This is a genomic window from Staphylococcus sp. GDY8P119P (assembly GCF_017892075.1).
Classification (GTDB): domain Bacteria; phylum Bacillota; class Bacilli; order Staphylococcales; family Staphylococcaceae; genus Staphylococcus; species Staphylococcus ureilyticus.
The window spans coordinates 25,927-43,273 of the sequence record NZ_JAESKJ010000013.1 but is presented as its reverse complement, the minus strand read 5'-3'; the positions used below and the strand labels follow the sequence as shown (position 1 = coordinate 43,273).

The following is a 17,347-nucleotide window of genomic DNA, read 5'->3' as shown; positions in this document are numbered from 1 at the left end:
CATAACCAATTTTAGCCATTTAAATACCACCTCTTTTAATCGTTTTATGGGTACTTATTAACGAAATCTAATTCTCGATGCAAATAAGCGCGTCTCTCATCGTCTGAAAACTCATGATTTTCGATAATTATGATACATTGATTATAACACAAGTTTATAGACTTAAATATCCAAGAAAAACCTCTTAATATTAAATTAAGAGGTTTTGTGTCAAAAACGAACATTAAAAATACAAAGCCGTCAGCAATTTGGTATTAATGGTTTTATATATAGAAAGTAGGTGTATTATTTAAATAACTAATTAAAATATAAATAAAAGCCAGTATTTGTATACTCTTTTTCATTTCTTTTTTAATCCTTATTTTGAGGGTGTTTTTTCTTAAAAATTAAGGAGTTAATTTCATTTATATCTTGCTGATTATGTTTTTTTATAATCAACCAAATAATGAAATATATTACAATAAAAATCATAATGAAAGTACTAATAGATGAAAGGTTTAGCGGAAACCATCCAGCTAATATTGCTAAAGGAAACATAATGATAAGCATGAGTAAAAAATGCATTAAAGTTAATTTAACTATAGAAAATTTGAGATGTGTAAAAATGAGTGAGCCAAAGCTAAACATAATTCCTATAAGAGACCAAATAACAACAGCAACAATCATAATTTGTATTTCATTTAAATTATTTGAATATATTGCACCCATTGTTGAATTTGGTGAAACAGGTTGATATTCTGTATGTGCGAAAATCAACGAAAAGATAATTGAAATAGTCACTCCGATTGATATCCCCATCATGCTACCTATTATTAAACGTTTCATAATTTTAGAGCCTCCTTTATAATTTTTAAATATCGACGAGATGAATAAGTGAAATCATTATTTTTAAATTTAATTTCTATAGTGCCATTACGATTTAGCTGTAAGTAATTAATATAATCTACATTGATAATTTCAGATTTAGAAATTTGTAAAAAATTCGCTGTTAATTGTTTTTTAACACTATATAATCTGCTATTTAAACTGTATTTTTCTGTCGCAGTATAGAAATATAGCACTTTGTTTTCAATTCGAAAGCAAACAATGTCTGGTTGTCTAATAAAGTAAATTTGTTCATTTTTCTTACCTCTAAAAATACTGGTTGAATATCTTTGTTCTATAATGTTAGTTATAGCAGATAAATCTTGTATTTGGGGATTAGCTTGTATGATCATTTCATCTTCTGATAAATTATTATTATATTCTATCGTTACTTTCATATCGAAACCTCCTATTACACTAAGTAAAACAAAATTTCAGAAATATTAATATACATATTGTATAAGTGGTTGTTTTTAACTGCTAAATGGTAATGAAAAATAGCATTTGGTATATCTTTATTGTGTAAACTAAAAAGCCCTAAATACTGTTAATAGTATTTAGGGCTTTTTTAGCTTGCGAATTTTCATAAAATTTTATATGTATTGCTGATATGATAAGTTTTAATTTTTAAAAATCTTAATCATTTGTTTAGAAGCAGCATTTTTCAAGAGATTTTGTTATTCGATTAAGGTCTACCCTAATTAAACAATAGAACGTACTTATAAAATGCTTATAAAAGAAATATTATATTGACTAGAAAAATCTCTGAATAATTTGAAAACACAACTAATACAAATCATTTTTAGTTTTAAATTAAAAATATAATTTTCTTTTGCAATATATTATTATAATATAGACTTAATAATAATATGAGAGGGGGGATTTTATGATATGTACAAATTGTGAAAGACATGTTCAAAAAAATGATAAGTTTTGCATGCATTGCGGTCATAGATTAGAAAGTAATAATATAAAAAATGAAACAAAGATACATAATGAAAAATGTCCTATTTGTAAAACAAAAATAGATAGTGAAGATAAATTTTGTATGTACTGTGGTCATAGTTTGAAAGTATTAAAAAATGATAAAAAAAATATTAATCAAAGTAAGAAAATCTCAGAAAAACAAGCAAAGGATACTATTGATCTTAAATATGAAGCTAAAAATTTGTTTGAAAATACAACTAAAACTATAGGCAGATTAGCTGGTAGTGATGAAAAATTAAAATTAAATTTAAAAGACATGTTTTCTGAAGTATTCAAGTCACATTCTAAAGATGAATCAGATGAAATATTTATAGCTGGGACTAGTAGTACAACCCCACTTTTAGATGAAGTATCAGAAGAATGGGGGAAGCCTTGGGTGTTTTCAAGAGTATTTTTAGCGTTTGCAGTTACTTTTGCTGCGTTATGGGTATTAAGTGATATATTCGAAAACACTTTAGCAATACCTGGTTTAATATTTATAGGTGCTTTAATAGTTCCATTAACAGGTTTGTTCTTTTTCTTTGAATCTAATGCTTTTAAAAATATTAGCTTATTTGAAGTTTTAAAAATGTTTTTTCTAGGTGGCGTTTTATCTTTAATAAGTACAATGATTTTATATAACTTTGTTACATTTAGTGATGAATATTATTTATTTGGTTCTATGACTATACTTGATGCAGGGATAGTTGGACTAGTGGAAGAAACCGGAAAAGCTATAATAATTGTCTACTTTACGAATAAATATAAAACGAATAAAATTTTGAATGGGTTATTAATCGGTGGAGCCATTGGGGCTGGTTTTGCAATGTTTGAATCTGCTGGATACATATTGAGTTATGCTGAAATGTTTGGTGATGGAATAATTAGTGTAGTATTCACAAGGGCATGGACTGCCATTGGTACTCATTTAGTTTGGTCTGCAATTATTGGTGCAGCAATCGTTATAACAAAGGAAAATAAAAATTTTGAATTCAACAATATTACAGATAAACGTTTTTTATTTTTTTTCTTTTCATCAGTAGTATTACATGGTATTTGGGACACTTCTTTTTCATTATTTGGTAGTTTTTCATTTAAATATATAGTATTAATAACAATAGTTTGGTTATTAGTGTTTATACTAATAAAAGCAGGTTTAAAACAAGTAAATATATTACAAGAAAAAGCACAATCCCTAGAATAAAAATATAGATTAATTAAAGAAGAGATATTAATAATTATATAAAAAGGAGATGTATATTTGAAATATTGTAATAATTGTGGAAACAAATTACAGGATGAACAAAAGTTTTGCGATAAATGTGGCCGGAATATAGATATTAAAAAAAATAATATTAATGAGCACACTTATACTAGTGCAAATTATAACTCACAAGCTCCAAAAAATAATAATTCTGGAAAAATAGTAATGATAATAGTATTAATTTTAATAACTTTATTATTATTAGGCGGTTTATTATTCGGGGCTTATAAATTATTTTTAGACAATGATGATTCTATCTCTAGTAATTCTAACAGTAATAGTTACGATGAATCTAATAATAGCAAAGGTGGAGGTTATCCCTCGATTAACGTTTTGTCAGAGACATTTAGTACTAATTTTATGAATCAAGATCGTAGAAATGGATTTGGTTATGTTAATTTAGGAATGAGTAAATCTGAAATAGATAATAAATTTGGAAATTCTGAAGATAATGTCAATATAGCAGGTATTTCAGCAAAAAAATATGGAAATATAGCAATACAGTATAATAAAAATACAGTTTCTAGATATTTTATAATCCCTGATGATCTTAGTATATATCAGTTTGAAGATTACCACGGTGATCCTACTATGAAGGCTGACGAAGGTGGAGTTATTTATGATGATAATGCACATAACAGTTACACTATTAAAGTATATGTTAATGAAAGTGGAAAAGTAATTGGTATAGAAAATGTAGATCAAATTGAGAGAAATGCCTCAGGCACTTCAGATAATGATGAGGTTGATAGTAAATATCAAGCTAAAAATCTTGCTGATGCCTATCTTACCAAGAATTATGAAGATTATTGGATTCATTCAGTCGATGAATATAATGGGGTTTATAGAGTTAACTACGGTGAAGGTAATGCAAGTCACGCACATGATGCAGTATACATCGACCAAGAAAACGGAAAAATCACTGAAACTGACCCAAATGAATAGACTTATTAAAGTCAAATAATAGTTTAGAATATATATGAAAAGCACTTCGCATATTAATGTGCGAAGTGCTTTTAGATTCAAATACAAAAATTAGAACTTATTTCAAATAGTTTTATATCCAATCACCAATTTATAAATATGATAAATTACGCTTGCATCGTTTTATTGCCACTCGATCTTTATATTTTTATGGGTTTTGTTGCAAATTTGGAATTATATTATAATTTTAACAAAAAGAAGGAGACTATATGAATCATTTCAGATATAAACAATTCGATTAAGACGTAATTACTATAGCCGTTAACTACTACTTAAGATACGCCCTCAGTTATCGTGATATATCTGGAATATTGAGAGAGCATGATATTAACGTTCATCATTCAACTATTTATCGTTGGATTCAAGAATATGCGCCGATTTTGTATCAGGTTTGGAAGAGAAAAAATAAAAAAACATATTATAAGTGGCGTATCGATGATATATATCAAAATTAAAGGGAAATAGCGTTATTTGTATCGTGCGATTGATGAAGATGGACACACATTAGATATTTGGCTTCGTAAAAATGTGGTTACAAATGAGTTTATACGTTTATTAAGCGTCTTATCAAACAATTTGCTAGACCTCAAACTATTGTTACCGATCACGCACCTTCAATGAAGGTAGCTATATTTAAATTGACTAAAAATTTTAAACTTAATAAAGATTGCCATTGTACTTCTAAATATCTTAATAACTTAATTGAACAAAATCATTGTCATATTAAAGTGAAAAAACAGATATAAAAGTTTGAATACCGCTAAAAACACAATTAAAGGTATTGAGTGTGTTTATGACTTATATAAAAAGAACTGTAGGTCTCTTCAAGTCTACAGCTTTTCGCCGTGCCATGAAATTAATTTCATGTTACTCAGTTAAGTAAAGACTAATTTAAAATGATGGATTAATTATTTATTTTCAGACTATGCAACAAAACCTTATTATAAATAAAGACCAGAAAATTACTGGTCTTTATTTAATTTGTATATTTTAGCTAGTTCTAATTCTATTTTCAGTTGTCTTTGTATCTTGACATGCAAATACTATAAATACAATAGCAAAAGGAAGTAGTAAAGCTTGAATCGATGTACTAACATTATCACCAACCATATATGGTTGGGCAAACCACTGAATAGATAAAGGGATAACTCCCCAATATATAGATTTGCTAACATCTCTCATTCTTCTTGCACTTATTGAAATTAAAGGTAAGTATAAAACAGCTAATAATAATTGGTCTAAGAAAGTCTCTTGAGCATATACAGCTACTAAGAAGAATTCTAAAATAACTATTGATATTAAATAGAATAAATAAAACCACCAAAACCCTCTACGTGAAGTCAATCCTTGATAATTAAAAATATTTTTCCAACCATCTATATATAATTCCCAAGGGTTTCTTTGGTGATTTCCTGTGTAAATATTAGAATTTGGATAACGGTTAAATTCATTTTCATATTGTTGTCTTGAATTTTTATTTGAATTATTTAAAATCAATTCATTACCGCAGTTAGGACAAAATTTAGACATATTATCAACTTTAGTTCCGCAGTTTGAACAAAACATAATTCTCATCCCTTTTTCAAAAAATTTATACTTTAGTTTCATTTCCAAATAAAATTGGTAAGCTTTTAACATAATTTTTATACTATATATTTTAACATAATAATTTACTTGTGGGCATTTTAAATTAGGAAACACAATAATTATGTTTTTACTAAAACCTTCGTTTATAAAACACACTTTCTTAATCAATTGAGAAAGTGTGTTTGTGTATGTTTAAAGCCGCCCTAATTAAACAATCAGGGATATATGTGAAATACTGTTTCTATATGCATGATTAGAGTATTTAAAAAAAGATCGAAATACTTATTTAAAAGTATTCCGGACTTTTGGTTTAATTAACATAATAAATTGATTATAGGCAGTAAGTTTGTATATGTTATACATTGTGAGTTTCTACGAATAAAAGAAATATCTGTTTTACATAAACAGATATTTCTTTTATTATATATTTAATACATATCATGTTATACGACTTATTTAACTCCTATAATATGAGTTTTTCATCGAAAAAATATCAATATAAGTTTAATTTAAAATTTTAAAAAGGAGTTACAGTATGAAAAAAATTATTTTAGCTATATCAATTGTTAGTTTTCTGGTATTTTTAGCAGGTTGTAATAATAAAAGTGCAGAAAATCACGATAATAACAGTTCTAGTGATACTAATACATCAGAGAATAAAGAAAATGAAACTAACACCTCTGAAAATCGCGATACCAAAAACAAGAAGCAAAGCGATAATAAAAGATCAAGAGAAAAAAATAATGATAGTAATGAAAGTCACCAAACTACTGATAAAAATAAAAGTTATTTAAATAATTTCAGCACAGAAAAAATTGAATATGCACGGGTTTGGTATCAATTAATATCTACAAAAAATGATTTAAAAGGTATTAGAAATGTGTATGTTACAAAAATACCGAAAGGATCAAAAGTAAATCCACAAGCCCAAGATAGTGCAGTTTATAAAGAAGATGTTGTGAAATTAGAAGCTCCTATGAAGGCTGGTGGATCAGTAACGTATAGCAGTAATGGTGATGGGTCCATTAATGTGTATAATAGTATCCCCTATAAATGGGAAAGCCCACAAAATAGCGATTATAGTCAAATGGATAAGATAACAAGAAAAGCAATTGAGGATAATGTTGAAACAATCTATATTAACCCCCATGATAATAAAACAGTAGCTAAGTTAGCAAATAAGGTTAAATATAATAAGTAACGATTAAAACACATACATATTATGTATGTGTTTTTTGTTATACTTACATCTATTAATTAATGTAGATATAAAGGATGTGTGCAGAGAAATGCTTGAAAGTAAAAGGATGGATTAAAAAATTAGAATAATTTTAATTAATAATATGTGCTAAAAATCCTATAATATCTCTTTCACATAAAAGATTATATTTTTTTCTTGTACCATGCTTTCCATTATAATTTAAATTTATTTTTACAAGATTTCCATTTATCCTTCCTTTTATTTTGTACATATCAATACCTTCTATTTCTTGTGTTTGTATAGCTATGTATTTTTCAGAAGTTAATGATTTTTGTGGCATTGATTCTATTTCTATATATTCTTTTTTAAAGCTTTTATTAAACTTTTTCAAATTAAATTCAAGTAGTTTAACATTTTTCAAAGTGCTTCCAGGAAATCCAATAATTGTGTATTCATTAATAGTTTTATCTATAATAAAAGTATAGTCAATAGGAAATTCACTTGATACTTTATGTGGATTTGTATTTTCTATGTGTAATATCTCGCATTTTACGTAATGATCTTTACATAGGTATGTTAGTGCTTTTATTAATAGTAAAAGTAATGTAATGATACCACCGATTTCAGATAATAAAGCAAGTGTATTTAACATAATTTTATCCTTTTCCTTAATTAACATAATAGGTGGTTATCAGAACTAAACAAACATTTTCTTCTAACTCATTTTCATTTTGGTACTCCAAAATAATTGTTCCACCTATTATTTTTATATAATTAGATAATAACATATACAACAATTTATAAAGCATTAACATTTATAATTATAAGCTTTATTAAAAACTGATGATTATCAGATGGCATATTAAAAAGGAGCACTTTAATCGTTTCAAAATCAAATATTATCTTAATATGGAACGATATAGATAATACATAAATTATGATTGAAAAGTAAACCAAAATAATAATAGTCCCCCCTTATTTAAAATAAGGAAGCAACTATGCTAGTAATATAATTTGTAAATTGTTTTTTATAAAGTTTGTTGTTTTGTTTTATTAAAATCTTCTAACATTTCATACCATGCTTTTTCAATAATTGAGTAACCTGGTTTCAAGATATATAAATCATTAAAACAATTATTCCAATAATCAACCAGATATCTTTTCAATTCAATTTCTTAGCATTATATCTATTTAGATTTCCAACGATTGTCATAGAATCAAAACTTAAATTTGGATGGAGAGTATACATAAATGGTATATCTAACTGGCTATTAGGTTTCTGGCATCGATTATTTAAAAGAAATAGAAACAGCTATTGATTAAATGTAAAACAATAAGTGGAACGTGTATGAACGTAATAAAATAGGTACCATCATACATTTCAATAAACTAGTAATATGCTACAATAGTCCTAGTTTTAATATTTAAAGGGGGCTTTTAATGCTAAAGATTCACTTTTTAAACGTGGGACATGGCGATTGTACATTATTAGAATTTCCTAGCGGGAGGACCACTCTAATTGACATAAATAACTCTAAAGTAGTCGATGAAAAGACCGAGAAGGAACTAGCGTCGGATTCAAACATGTATAACCAGTACCAGTTGATGGGCTATCATGGAGTAGAATTATTAAAAAAAAGTGTTGTCAACTTTGTGGAACCGGTAGATCCCATAGATTATATATATGATAATTTAGGATGCGGTGGGTATATTTTTAGATTTATTTTGACTCATCCTGATATGGATCATATGAATGGTTTATACAAATTAAAAGATGAGCAAATAAATATTATGAACTTTTGGGATACAGATAATAAAAAAGAAGTGAATAAAAGTGAAGTTTCAAATAGGTTCGATTATAGAGACTGGGAAACTTATCAAGAATTAAGAATATCAAACGAGAACCCAAAAGTTTTGAAAGTTTTAAAGGGTGAGCAAAGGGACTTTTTTAATGAGGACGGCATAAATATACTTTCTCCCACTGAAGATATCATACATAAGGCTAACGAAAATGAAAAATGGAACTTACTCTCTTATGTTTTACTAATAGAGTATGCAGGACATAAAATAGTTTTAGGTGGAGACGCTGATGCAGAAGTATGGGATGAATTGGTAGAATCAGATGAGAGTTTTCTTAATGATATATCTATATTAAAAGCATCGCACCACGGTAGAGACTCAGGTTACAGCCAAAAGGCAGTTAGTGTTATGAAACCTGATTGGACAATCTGTTCAGTTGGAAAAAAGCCTGCTCAAGACTCTTCTAATAAATATAAATATTATACTAATAAAAAAGTACTGTCTACAAGGTTTAGAGGAAATATAGTTGCTGAAATATCAAGTAATGGCGATCTGAAAATGTATTGCGAAGACAATCATAGCGAGGATGACGAACTTCACCCATTATAATAAGAATATTCTATTCAATTCATAACCAAGATAACTTGTTGAAGGATATCCGAGGAGGAAAAAATGGAGGACTTAAAAAGATATAATACAATACTATTCTCTTTTTTAATTTTAAATGTAGTACTAGTAGGATTATTGGATAGTTATTTACCTTTAATTTTGGATAATTTTAATACTAAAAAACTTATTAAACTTATCTCTTTGACTTCCATCATTCTATTATCTACGGTCATTTTAAATGGAGTTTTATCAAGTGATTTTAAGCATAAGCTAGTATTTATGAAAATGAATAATCCTCTTCCTGCATCTCGCTTACAAAAAACATTAAAAAATGATCAAAGGGTATCAATTGACCAAGTTTCAGAGAAATTTGGCCCCATACCTGATGACTCAAAACAGCAAAATGTATATTGGTATCAAAAAATTTACAAACCTAACCAAGATTCAAAAAAAATACAAGATATTCACAAAAAGTTTTTAATGACTAGAGATATGACTGCTATCTGTATTATAATTTTATTCTTTTCTATACTAAATACATTATTTCTGTCTGGCACTTGGTTACATATCCTTGTTATTTTATGTGAGTATTTCATTGTAAGATTAGTGGCTGCTAATTATGGGAAGCGTTTTGTGACCACTGTCATAGCAGAATCTATTTAATAGACTCTAAGGAGCTACTTTGAAAGTAGCTTTTTTCATTTATAAAATATAATAAAATAGATAATTTCCTACAATTAATTTCCTGTCACAACAATTTTTATATTTGTGATAAAATATGAAGAAGTATGCCGTAATCAGAAGAAAAAGAGGCTAGTTTATGCAAGGATATAATCTTCTTATGATTTATAGTACTGATATGAAGGTTTCAGGAGATGAGAATGAATTATATTGGTCTAATTTAAATCAAGGTTTTTTTAATGTTTCTTATTATGCTAGTGGACGGAAATATGGGTATATACAAATTACCTCAAGGCTCATTAAAATAAGAAGCTGAGAGAATAATTTATGAACGTCGAAACTATTATTTTATGTATATAGTATAAATCGTTGTTAATGCTGATTAATTAATTGTTTTGCAATTGCATACAACACGATGTTATAGTGTAATTAACAAGTACATTAACATTATACAAACCGAAAGCTCCCACTATTGCCGTAGTGAGAGCTTTTTTTATGTACAAAATTGTACATCGGTATTGGTTAAATGTCGCCTAGTCGTTGCGATGATGTAACCAATATGCGAAATACGCAACGATACAGCCACTTAAAGCAGCCTCTAAGATGTGAACAAGTACATCAAACATTATACAACCCTCCTCCCCCGTCGAAATTACCGCCGAGAGATAGGCGACTTATTTATTATAACAGCCAAAAACTATAAGTTGCATATTATAAATAAAATAAAACTAGGGAAATAATTCTAAAAATTTGTAAGGGTGTAAACAATGCTTACTCTCTTATTTTTGTATAGACTACTTTTAATGAATAATAGATAATTATAGTGATTAATGAAAGGTGTGATGGTTTGCGATGGATATTTCAACGTTAATAGTAAGTATACTGACATTTATAATTGATTTAATTATGTTGGTAATTGCTATATTTGGTATTGTGATACCAATAAAAAATAATTTTAGAAAAGAACAAGAAAGAAGCGATAAAGCAATTGATATATTGAATACTATTATAAGGGATAAAGTTAAAGGAATAAATTTAACTATCAATGTTTTAGAAATGTATAAAATTAAGCCATTAACTGAAGCAGAATTAAACAAAGTAGAGTCAACAGAAGAAAACCCATTGGATATGAATGAAGCACATGAGATAAAAATAAAAAAATTTATTAATAATAATATTGACCCTATAGCAAATATAATTAACCATTTGCATCGTGTGAGGTTTATTAAAAAAATAGAGACTTTAAGAAATGAACATAGTGATTTTTTATTTTCTAAATTCAATATGATGAAAAACGAAGATATAGAAAATTTAAAGGAAAGAATCAACATTATAGACGAGGTATTAAAAGACACACGTTGTATATATAGACTGGTGTCAGACTATATTGGTAAAAATAAAAATATAATTAAAGTTGAAAAATACTTAAAAACACAAGTAGACGAAGGTTTTGAAAATCAAACTCTATTTGATTTATTTCTTCAAGCTTTTGGGGTATTACAAGAATTCGACCAATATAAAGAGAAATTAAAAAAAATAGACAAAGAATTATAAATTATTTTTAATTTCAATAAATTTGTATTTACACAAGTTAAAAATATACATAATGTTTCAATATTTATTTTCTATACCTATAACGAATATTAAAAATCCAAAAACACCTCACAAATAAATGTGAGATGTTAAATATAGTTAGAAAGATGTCTCTATAATTATAGCAAAACTAACCTTCTACATATATGTAGAAGGTTAGTTACTTAATATAATGGATCTTCACCAATTTTTTGATAACCAATAGTTATTTAAAATTTGTTTTTTCTACCTTATTACTTTTTCTACAACTCTTTTAGTAGCATTGCCATCATCCAAGTTACAGAAATTTTGATAAAATTCTTTGTATTTGCTTTCATAATATTTTTTTACATTTTCAATATTTTCAATATTTTGTATCACTTCATCAGTATTATAAAGAAGAGGTCCCGGCAAATCATTTACCATATCAATATAAAAACCTCTTAATTCATCTTTATATTTATTTAAGTCATAAGTATAAAAAAGTATTGGTTTTTTTAAATTTGCATAATCAAAAAATACAGAAGAATAATCAGTAATAAGTAAATCACTTATAATATATAAATCATTAATATCATTGTATTTTGAAAAATCAAATGCAAAACCTTTGAAACATGAAAGGTCTATTTTATCTGAAATAAAATAATGCATTCTTAATACAATGACATAATCATCTCCTAAAATATTTTGCATTTTTTCTAAATCTAGTTGTAATTTGAATTTATATTGGCCTGCTGCATGGTATTCATCATCTCTCCAAGTAGGAGCGTAAAGAATAACTTTTTTATCTAATGGAATATTTAATTTTTCTTTTAATATATTTTTATATTGGTTATTATAAGTTGACAAAATATCATTTCTAGGGTAACCATAAGTTAAAATATTTGATTTAGGATACATAAAAGCTCTTTCAAAAATATGTTCACTATATTCATTTGCTGCTATTAGATAATCCCAATTTCTAGATTGATAATAAAAATCTCGTTTGTAGTTTTTGTTAGCTGATGTAACATTATTCATGTCAAATACTAAACGTTTTAATGGAGTACCATGCCACGTTGATAATATTATCTGTTCTTCTTTTTTTTCAAGCCATTTAGGCTGTCTCATATTTAAAATAAAGTATTTCGCTACTGTTACATAAAAGAAATACGACCAGCTAAATCTATTAATTACTTTTACGTTTTTCTCTTTAAATAAATTGTCATCTTCAATAATAGTTTTATCATTTAAAATCCAAATATGATTCCAATCACTATATCTCTCATTATGCATCAAATATTCAAATATTGCTTTAGGACTATCTGAATAATTTCTTCCTAAAAAGCTCTCATAAACAATTGTTTTTTTTAACATAGGCATTTTAGAAAAAACATTTTGTTGAACAGTTTTTTGTCGATATCTATGGTTTTTAAGTTTAATAAAATCATAGTACTGATATAGCTGAACTCTTTTCTTACTTATTTTATAAGCTTTTTCAAAATTTCCTTTTTTAATAGCTTGAATTTCCATCCAGTGTCTATTTTTTAATTTTATTGATTTAGATGGTTTGCTTAACAAATCTTTTAGGATTTGATAAATAGGATATATGTTTTCAAAAGATTCTTTGAAATCTTTACTTTTACATATTTGGTATAAATATACTTTACTTGCAATTTGTTTTATTTGTCTTGATAATGTCATATTTTCTGAAACATTTAAACACCGATCATAAGCAAGTAATTTAAAATACAATCTATTTTCATTTTGTTCTTGTGTAATTGATGGATAATTTATTGAATCATTATGAATTAATTTAAAATACAGTTTTACTTTAGTTTGCTTAATATTATCTAGTAAACTATATAATCTAACAACAAACGGTATATCACCATATAAACGATTTGTATTATCAAATACAATATTATTATCAATTAAGAAATCTTTTTTTATGATTAAACTATGCGCTTTGAAGTGATAATTTAATTTTTCAATATATTTTTTTCTTTTTACTGTAATATAATTATGATTAATCATATTTTTCTCAAACATTTGATTAATCAAGTCATTTTCAGAAACTTCGTTAGTATTTAAATTTTCCAAAATAGTCTCTAACTTTTCAAAAGTATCTTCTTTATAAAAAGCTTGTTCATTACTTTTAAAAGTTGTTCTTTTGTCAAAATGAGTTTTTTTTATGCCTAATTTAACAGCATTTGTATTTTCAAAATCTTCATCTATAATTTGCTTAGCATAAATTAAAGCATTAGGATGCAGGTAATCATCTGAATCCATAAAAAGTATGTATTGACCATTTGCTTTACTAACACCATAATTTTTTGAAAATTGCTGATTTTCATTTACTTCTATATTTTTATAAGATATAGAAGTATTCTCTAATACTTTCTCTAGCTCTTTTGAACTATTATGTAAAAAAAGAACTTCAAAATCTTTATATGTTTGATCTTCTAAGCTTTTTATACAATCTTTAATATAATTTCTATTATTATCTTTGTAGGGGATTATTATTGAATAAAACAATATTAAATGCCTCGCTTTTCACAAGTGTTTTTCTATAATTCATATTATTATTATAATACAAAGTATTAACTAAATATAGTTAATATACAAAATATCATTATATTTGATTTTATTAAATACCATAATTCTTAAGTAAAGTTTATGTTATATTTGAACATAAGTTAATATGTATTGTAAAGGAGTATATAAATGAAAAAATTAGTAGGGATTTTCTTTTCACTTTTCTTAACTTGTTTTTTAATTAGATTCAAAGAAAAAAGGCAACAAAACAAATTTGAACTTATTGATATTGAATCTGATGAAGATTACTTAATAAAACAAGGATTATTTAAAGATAAAAACGGGAAAATTCATGAAATAGAATAAATCAAAAAAGTAAAACGAAGAAATAAAAACAAGTATTTTAAAATGATTTTTGCAATCATTTATACTAAAAAGGAAGATGATTATGAAACATGTTTATCTAACTATATTTGATATTGATATTGAAAAGGGTGGTAAAACTTCTGCATTGCTGACAAGAGCGAAAAAATTTAATGAACAACAATTAAACACTGATATTATTACATTTGATTATAAAACAGATTATGACAAAATCATGAATAAACTGATAGATTTTGGCAAAATTGATAAAAACACTAAACTTTATAATCAATTTCATCATTTTGAAAAAAAATCTTTGAATAATAAAAGTGAAAAAATAAATATTAATAAAAAGTATATGGAAATAATTGGAAATTCTATTAATATTGAGACAGATGAGAAAAACACTGAATTATACTCTAAATTTACAGGGAAAAAATTGGGAGTGCTAAAAAGTAAAGATGACGATTTTACTTTAGATATAATTGAAAATGATCATAAAGTAGAAAGAGTTTATTGCGTCAATAACTGGATAAGACGCATAAAACATTACGATATTGAAGGGACTTTTGCTTGCGAAGTATTTTTTAATAGAAATGGTCAACCATTTTTAAGAAGAGATATAAATAAAAAAAATGGTAAACTAAAAGATATTTACTTATTGTCTGAATCTAAGCATTTTAAAAACAATATAGAGTTAGGAAAATATTTTATAAGTGATTTAATAACGGATGATAAGGATAATATAATTATTTGTGATGGCCCTGGTAGTGTTGATAAGATAATAAATTCTACAATACCCCATGTCCAAAAATATGCTGTAATGCACACTACACATACATTACCTAATGGAGAAATTAAATTAAAAGAAGAAAAAGTCTTGAAAAATTCTAATAAATTAGATGGCATAGTTTTTTTAACAAATGAATATATTAAAGATGTAAAAGATAAATACAATATTACTAATGCATACCAAATCAATAATTTTGTAAATGATATACCCGAAATATCTAAAAATCAACCAAATAAAATAATAGGTTGTATTTCAAGGCTGTCTAAAAACAAAGGTTTTGACATTTTCATTAAAGTAGCTGAACAAGTAATTGCTCTTGAACCAAATGCAGAATTTCATATTTATGGAGAAGGTGATTACAAATCATCTCTTCACAAATTAATACATGATAAAAATTTAGAAACTAAAATAAAGCTATTTAATTACACTAATAATCCTTACCAAACTTTGGAAAGTTTTAAATGTGTTTTATCTACTTCTCAAAGTGAAGTACAAAGTTTAAGTATGATAGAAGCGATGTTAAAAGGTAAACCTGTAGTTGCTTTTGACATCAAATATGGTCCTTCTGAATTTATAGAAAATGACGTTAATGGTTATTTAATTCCCAATAAAAATGAAGAGAAAATGGTTGAAGCTATTTTAGAAATTATTAACGATGATGAAAAAGCAGTTCGTTTAGGAACGAATGCTAGAGAAAGTGTATTAAGTAAATTTAACCCTCGAAATATCGTTAATAATTGGCTAGAATTATTTAATAAAAAATAGGAGGTTTTATATGAAAATTTTAATTACAGGTGGAGCAGGGTTTATAGGTTCTCACTTAGCTGAAAACTTCTATAATGATAATCATGAAGTTTTCATAATTGACAATCTTAGCTCAGGTCACAGAGAAAATATTAATTTCATAGATGATAATCATTTTTTTCATAAGGATGTAATAGATTTTAACTTTATAGAGAATTTAATATATAAAGAAAATTTTCATATTATTATTCATTTAGCAGCAGTTGTTAATGTAGTCGATACTATAAAAAATCCTATCCTATCGCAAAAAATAAATACTGAAGCAACTTTAAATATACTAGAATGTATTAGAAAACATAATAGAAAAATACAAAGATTTATATTTGCGTCTTCCGCAGCAATTTATGGTAACACTTCTAGTTTACCTAAAAAAGAAGATGTTTATATTAATCCAGAGTCACCATATGCCATTCAAAAATATTCTAGTGAACAATACGCTAAAATTTATTATAATTTATATAACATTCCAACAACTTCATTAAGATTTTTTAATATATTTGGACCAAGACAAGACCCGTCTTCTCCCTATTCGGGCGTTATCTCTATAATGCAACAAAAATTTATAGAAAAAGAAGTATTTAATTTTTATGGTGATGGTAATCAAACTCGAGATTTTGTCTATGTAAAAGATTTAGTTAGTGCTATAAATGTAATAATTGAAAACGAAGAATCTAAAGGCAATATATATAATTTAGGTACACAAATACCTTCGTCTTTAAAAGATATTTTCGAAATATTTTCAGACATACATTCTTCAAAAATTGACTATTCTTTTAAGAAAGAAAGAAAGGGAGATATAAAACATTCATATGCTAATATAGAAAAATTACAACAACTTGGATATAAACCACGCTACAGTATTTATCAAGGATTAAAAGAATATATTTCTAATTTTAACAATCAATCTTCAAAAAGAAATAGATAAAAGAAAATAAATAAACGATTCATTTAGTAATCTCTTAATTTCTTCAGAAAGTTTGTCGTTTATGATTTTACTTTTTGCATTTATAGATATATAATTGTTTCTTATTCTAGCATTTTTATTGGCTTTTTCGTTTCCTCAATATATACTGTTTTTGACATATCAACACTTTATCCATACTCATAAGAATTATGGTTCTGTTGTAAAGTTTTAAAATAAAAATGAGTGTTGTAAATTGTGGAAAACTTCTATTTTAAACTAACATAATTGATGATTATCAGAAGTTATACTAAAAAGGCTCCTTATTGAATAAGGAGCCTTTAATTATTTCATAATCAAAGTCTTAATAACGATTGTTAAAAACACTAAAAGCATCCCGCAAACTAATACGAGATGCTTAATATAGTAATATTTTATATT

The 17,347-nt window shown here is 26.0% G+C and carries 15 protein-coding genes and 3 pseudogenes; 11 read left to right on the top strand and 7 right to left on the bottom strand.

Annotation, left to right across the window (positions count from 1 at the left end; translation table 11 throughout):
• Positions 1-351: 351 nt before the first annotated feature.
• Positions 352-825 carry a DUF3021 domain-containing protein gene (locus KA830_RS12180; RefSeq protein ID WP_105873800.1) on the bottom strand — a complete coding sequence of 158 codons (474 nt, stop codon included), beginning with the start codon at positions 823-825 and terminating at the stop codon, positions 352-354.
• Entirely contained in the window at positions 822-1,262 is a 441-nt protein-coding gene (locus KA830_RS12175) for a LytTR family DNA-binding domain-containing protein (protein WP_057534276.1), read from the bottom strand. The genes KA830_RS12180 and KA830_RS12175 overlap by 4 nt, the downstream gene beginning before the upstream one ends.
• Before the next feature lie 488 nt (positions 1,263-1,750).
• Between KA830_RS12175 and KA830_RS12170 the strand changes: the two genes are divergently transcribed.
• The 4 genes and pseudogenes from KA830_RS12170 (at position 1,751) to KA830_RS12160 (ending at position 4,957) form a co-directional block, all read left to right on the top strand.
• Positions 1,751-3,034, top strand: a complete 1,284-nt coding sequence (locus KA830_RS12170) for a PrsW family glutamic-type intramembrane protease (protein ID WP_210134283.1) — start codon at positions 1,751-1,753, stop codon at positions 3,032-3,034.
• Positions 3,035-3,091: 57 nt separating this feature from the next.
• Positions 3,092-3,157: pseudogene (locus KA830_RS13925) on the top strand (zinc-ribbon domain-containing protein); the annotation flags it as partial.
• A gap of 102 nt (positions 3,158-3,259) precedes the next feature.
• A complete protein-coding gene (locus KA830_RS12165; protein ID WP_245337241.1) occupies positions 3,260-4,039 on the top strand; it encodes a hypothetical protein in 780 nt (259 codons plus the stop codon).
• 287 nt (positions 4,040-4,326) lie between these two features.
• Positions 4,327-4,957 (top strand): annotated as a pseudogene (locus KA830_RS12160) (IS6 family transposase).
• Between the two features lie 111 nt (positions 4,958-5,068).
• Here KA830_RS12160 and KA830_RS12155 read toward each other — a convergent pair.
• A complete protein-coding gene (locus KA830_RS12155; RefSeq protein ID WP_245337240.1) occupies positions 5,069-5,833 on the bottom strand; it encodes a DUF805 domain-containing protein in 765 nt (254 codons plus the stop codon).
• A 367-nt stretch (positions 5,834-6,200) separates the two neighbouring features.
• On the opposite strand from KA830_RS12155, the gene KA830_RS12150 reads away from it, so the two are divergent.
• Entirely contained in the window at positions 6,201-6,866 is a 666-nt protein-coding gene (locus KA830_RS12150; protein ID WP_192947192.1) for a hypothetical protein, read from the top strand.
• Positions 6,867-6,996: 130 nt separating this feature from the next.
• Here KA830_RS12150 and KA830_RS12145 read toward each other — a convergent pair whose 3' ends face one another.
• Both KA830_RS12145 and KA830_RS13920 read right to left on the bottom strand, forming a co-directional pair.
• Positions 6,997-7,545 carry a hypothetical protein gene (locus tag KA830_RS12145; RefSeq protein ID WP_210134281.1) on the bottom strand — a complete coding sequence of 183 codons (549 nt, stop codon included), beginning with the start codon at positions 7,543-7,545 and terminating at the stop codon, positions 6,997-6,999.
• 403 nt (positions 7,546-7,948) lie between these two features.
• Positions 7,949-8,041, bottom strand: a pseudogene (locus KA830_RS13920) (replication initiation factor domain-containing protein); the annotation flags it as partial.
• A gap of 265 nt (positions 8,042-8,306) precedes the next feature.
• On the opposite strand from KA830_RS13920, the gene KA830_RS12135 reads away from it, so the two are divergent.
• Complete coding sequence (locus KA830_RS12135; RefSeq protein ID WP_210134280.1) at positions 8,307-9,275, top strand: ComEC/Rec2 family competence protein; 969 nt, start codon at positions 8,307-8,309, stop codon at positions 9,273-9,275.
• Between the two features lie 63 nt (positions 9,276-9,338).
• Positions 9,339-9,938 (top strand): hypothetical protein, encoded by a 600-nt coding sequence (locus KA830_RS12130; RefSeq protein WP_192947188.1) that lies wholly within the window; start codon positions 9,339-9,341, stop codon positions 9,936-9,938.
• A 551-nt stretch (positions 9,939-10,489) separates the two neighbouring features.
• Here the strand turns inward: KA830_RS12130 and KA830_RS12125 are convergent.
• Positions 10,490-10,582 carry a type I toxin-antitoxin system Fst family toxin gene (locus tag KA830_RS12125; protein WP_107644502.1) on the bottom strand — a complete coding sequence of 31 codons (93 nt, stop codon included), beginning with the start codon at positions 10,580-10,582 and terminating at the stop codon, positions 10,490-10,492.
• A gap of 226 nt (positions 10,583-10,808) precedes the next feature.
• Between KA830_RS12125 and KA830_RS12120 the strand changes: the two genes are divergently transcribed.
• Positions 10,809-11,510, top strand: a complete 702-nt coding sequence (locus KA830_RS12120; RefSeq protein ID WP_192947187.1) for a hypothetical protein — start codon at positions 10,809-10,811, stop codon at positions 11,508-11,510.
• A 264-nt stretch (positions 11,511-11,774) separates the two neighbouring features.
• Here KA830_RS12120 and KA830_RS12115 read toward each other — a convergent pair whose 3' ends face one another.
• Complete coding sequence (locus KA830_RS12115; protein WP_192947186.1) at positions 11,775-14,045, bottom strand: bifunctional glycosyltransferase/CDP-glycerol:glycerophosphate glycerophosphotransferase; 2,271 nt, start codon at positions 14,043-14,045, stop codon at positions 11,775-11,777.
• A gap of 189 nt (positions 14,046-14,234) precedes the next feature.
• On the opposite strand from KA830_RS12115, the gene KA830_RS12110 reads away from it, so the two are divergent.
• The 3 genes from KA830_RS12110 to KA830_RS12100 all read left to right on the top strand — a co-directional run bounded on the left by KA830_RS12110 (position 14,235) and on the right by KA830_RS12100 (position 16,930).
• Positions 14,235-14,411 (top strand): hypothetical protein, encoded by a 177-nt coding sequence (locus KA830_RS12110; protein WP_192947185.1) that lies wholly within the window; start codon positions 14,235-14,237, stop codon positions 14,409-14,411.
• Positions 14,412-14,493: 82 nt separating this feature from the next.
• The gene (locus tag KA830_RS13750) at positions 14,494-15,966 is read left to right on the top strand and encodes a glycosyltransferase (RefSeq protein ID WP_245337239.1); all 1,473 of its coding nucleotides are present in this window, start codon (positions 14,494-14,496) and stop codon (positions 15,964-15,966) included.
• Positions 15,967-15,976: 10 nt separating this feature from the next.
• Positions 15,977-16,930 carry a GDP-mannose 4,6-dehydratase gene (locus KA830_RS12100; RefSeq protein ID WP_192947184.1) on the top strand — a complete coding sequence of 318 codons (954 nt, stop codon included), beginning with the start codon at positions 15,977-15,979 and terminating at the stop codon, positions 16,928-16,930.
• Positions 16,931-17,347 lie beyond the last annotated feature (417 nt).

What these genes read in the sequence shown, in the direction of transcription:
- KA830_RS12180 (WP_105873800.1), bottom strand. Translation starts at nt 825, where the DNA reads ATGAAACGTTTAATAATAGGTAGCATGATGGGGATATCAATCGGAGTG.
- KA830_RS12175 (WP_057534276.1), bottom strand. Translation starts at nt 1,262, where the DNA reads ATGAAAGTAACGATAGAATATAATAATAATTTATCAGAAGATGAAATG.
- KA830_RS12170 (WP_210134283.1), top strand. Translation starts at nt 1,751, where the DNA reads ATGATATGTACAAATTGTGAAAGACATGTTCAAAAAAATGATAAGTTT.
- KA830_RS12165 (WP_245337241.1), top strand. Translation starts at nt 3,260, where the DNA reads ATGATAATAGTATTAATTTTAATAACTTTATTATTATTAGGCGGTTTA.
- KA830_RS12150 (WP_192947192.1), top strand. Translation starts at nt 6,201, where the DNA reads ATGAAAAAAATTATTTTAGCTATATCAATTGTTAGTTTTCTGGTATTT.
- KA830_RS12145 (WP_210134281.1), bottom strand. Translation starts at nt 7,545, where the DNA reads ATGTTAATTAAGGAAAAGGATAAAATTATGTTAAATACACTTGCTTTA.
- KA830_RS12135 (WP_210134280.1), top strand. Translation starts at nt 8,307, where the DNA reads ATGCTAAAGATTCACTTTTTAAACGTGGGACATGGCGATTGTACATTA.
- KA830_RS12130 (WP_192947188.1), top strand. Translation starts at nt 9,339, where the DNA reads ATGGAGGACTTAAAAAGATATAATACAATACTATTCTCTTTTTTAATT.
- KA830_RS12125 (WP_107644502.1), bottom strand. Translation starts at nt 10,582, where the DNA reads ATGTTTGATGTACTTGTTCACATCTTAGAGGCTGCTTTAAGTGGCTGT.
- KA830_RS12120 (WP_192947187.1), top strand. Translation starts at nt 10,809, where the DNA reads ATGGATATTTCAACGTTAATAGTAAGTATACTGACATTTATAATTGAT.
- KA830_RS12110 (WP_192947185.1), top strand. Translation starts at nt 14,235, where the DNA reads ATGAAAAAATTAGTAGGGATTTTCTTTTCACTTTTCTTAACTTGTTTT.
- KA830_RS13750 (WP_245337239.1), top strand. Translation starts at nt 14,494, where the DNA reads ATGAAACATGTTTATCTAACTATATTTGATATTGATATTGAAAAGGGT.
- KA830_RS12100 (WP_192947184.1), top strand. Translation starts at nt 15,977, where the DNA reads ATGAAAATTTTAATTACAGGTGGAGCAGGGTTTATAGGTTCTCACTTA.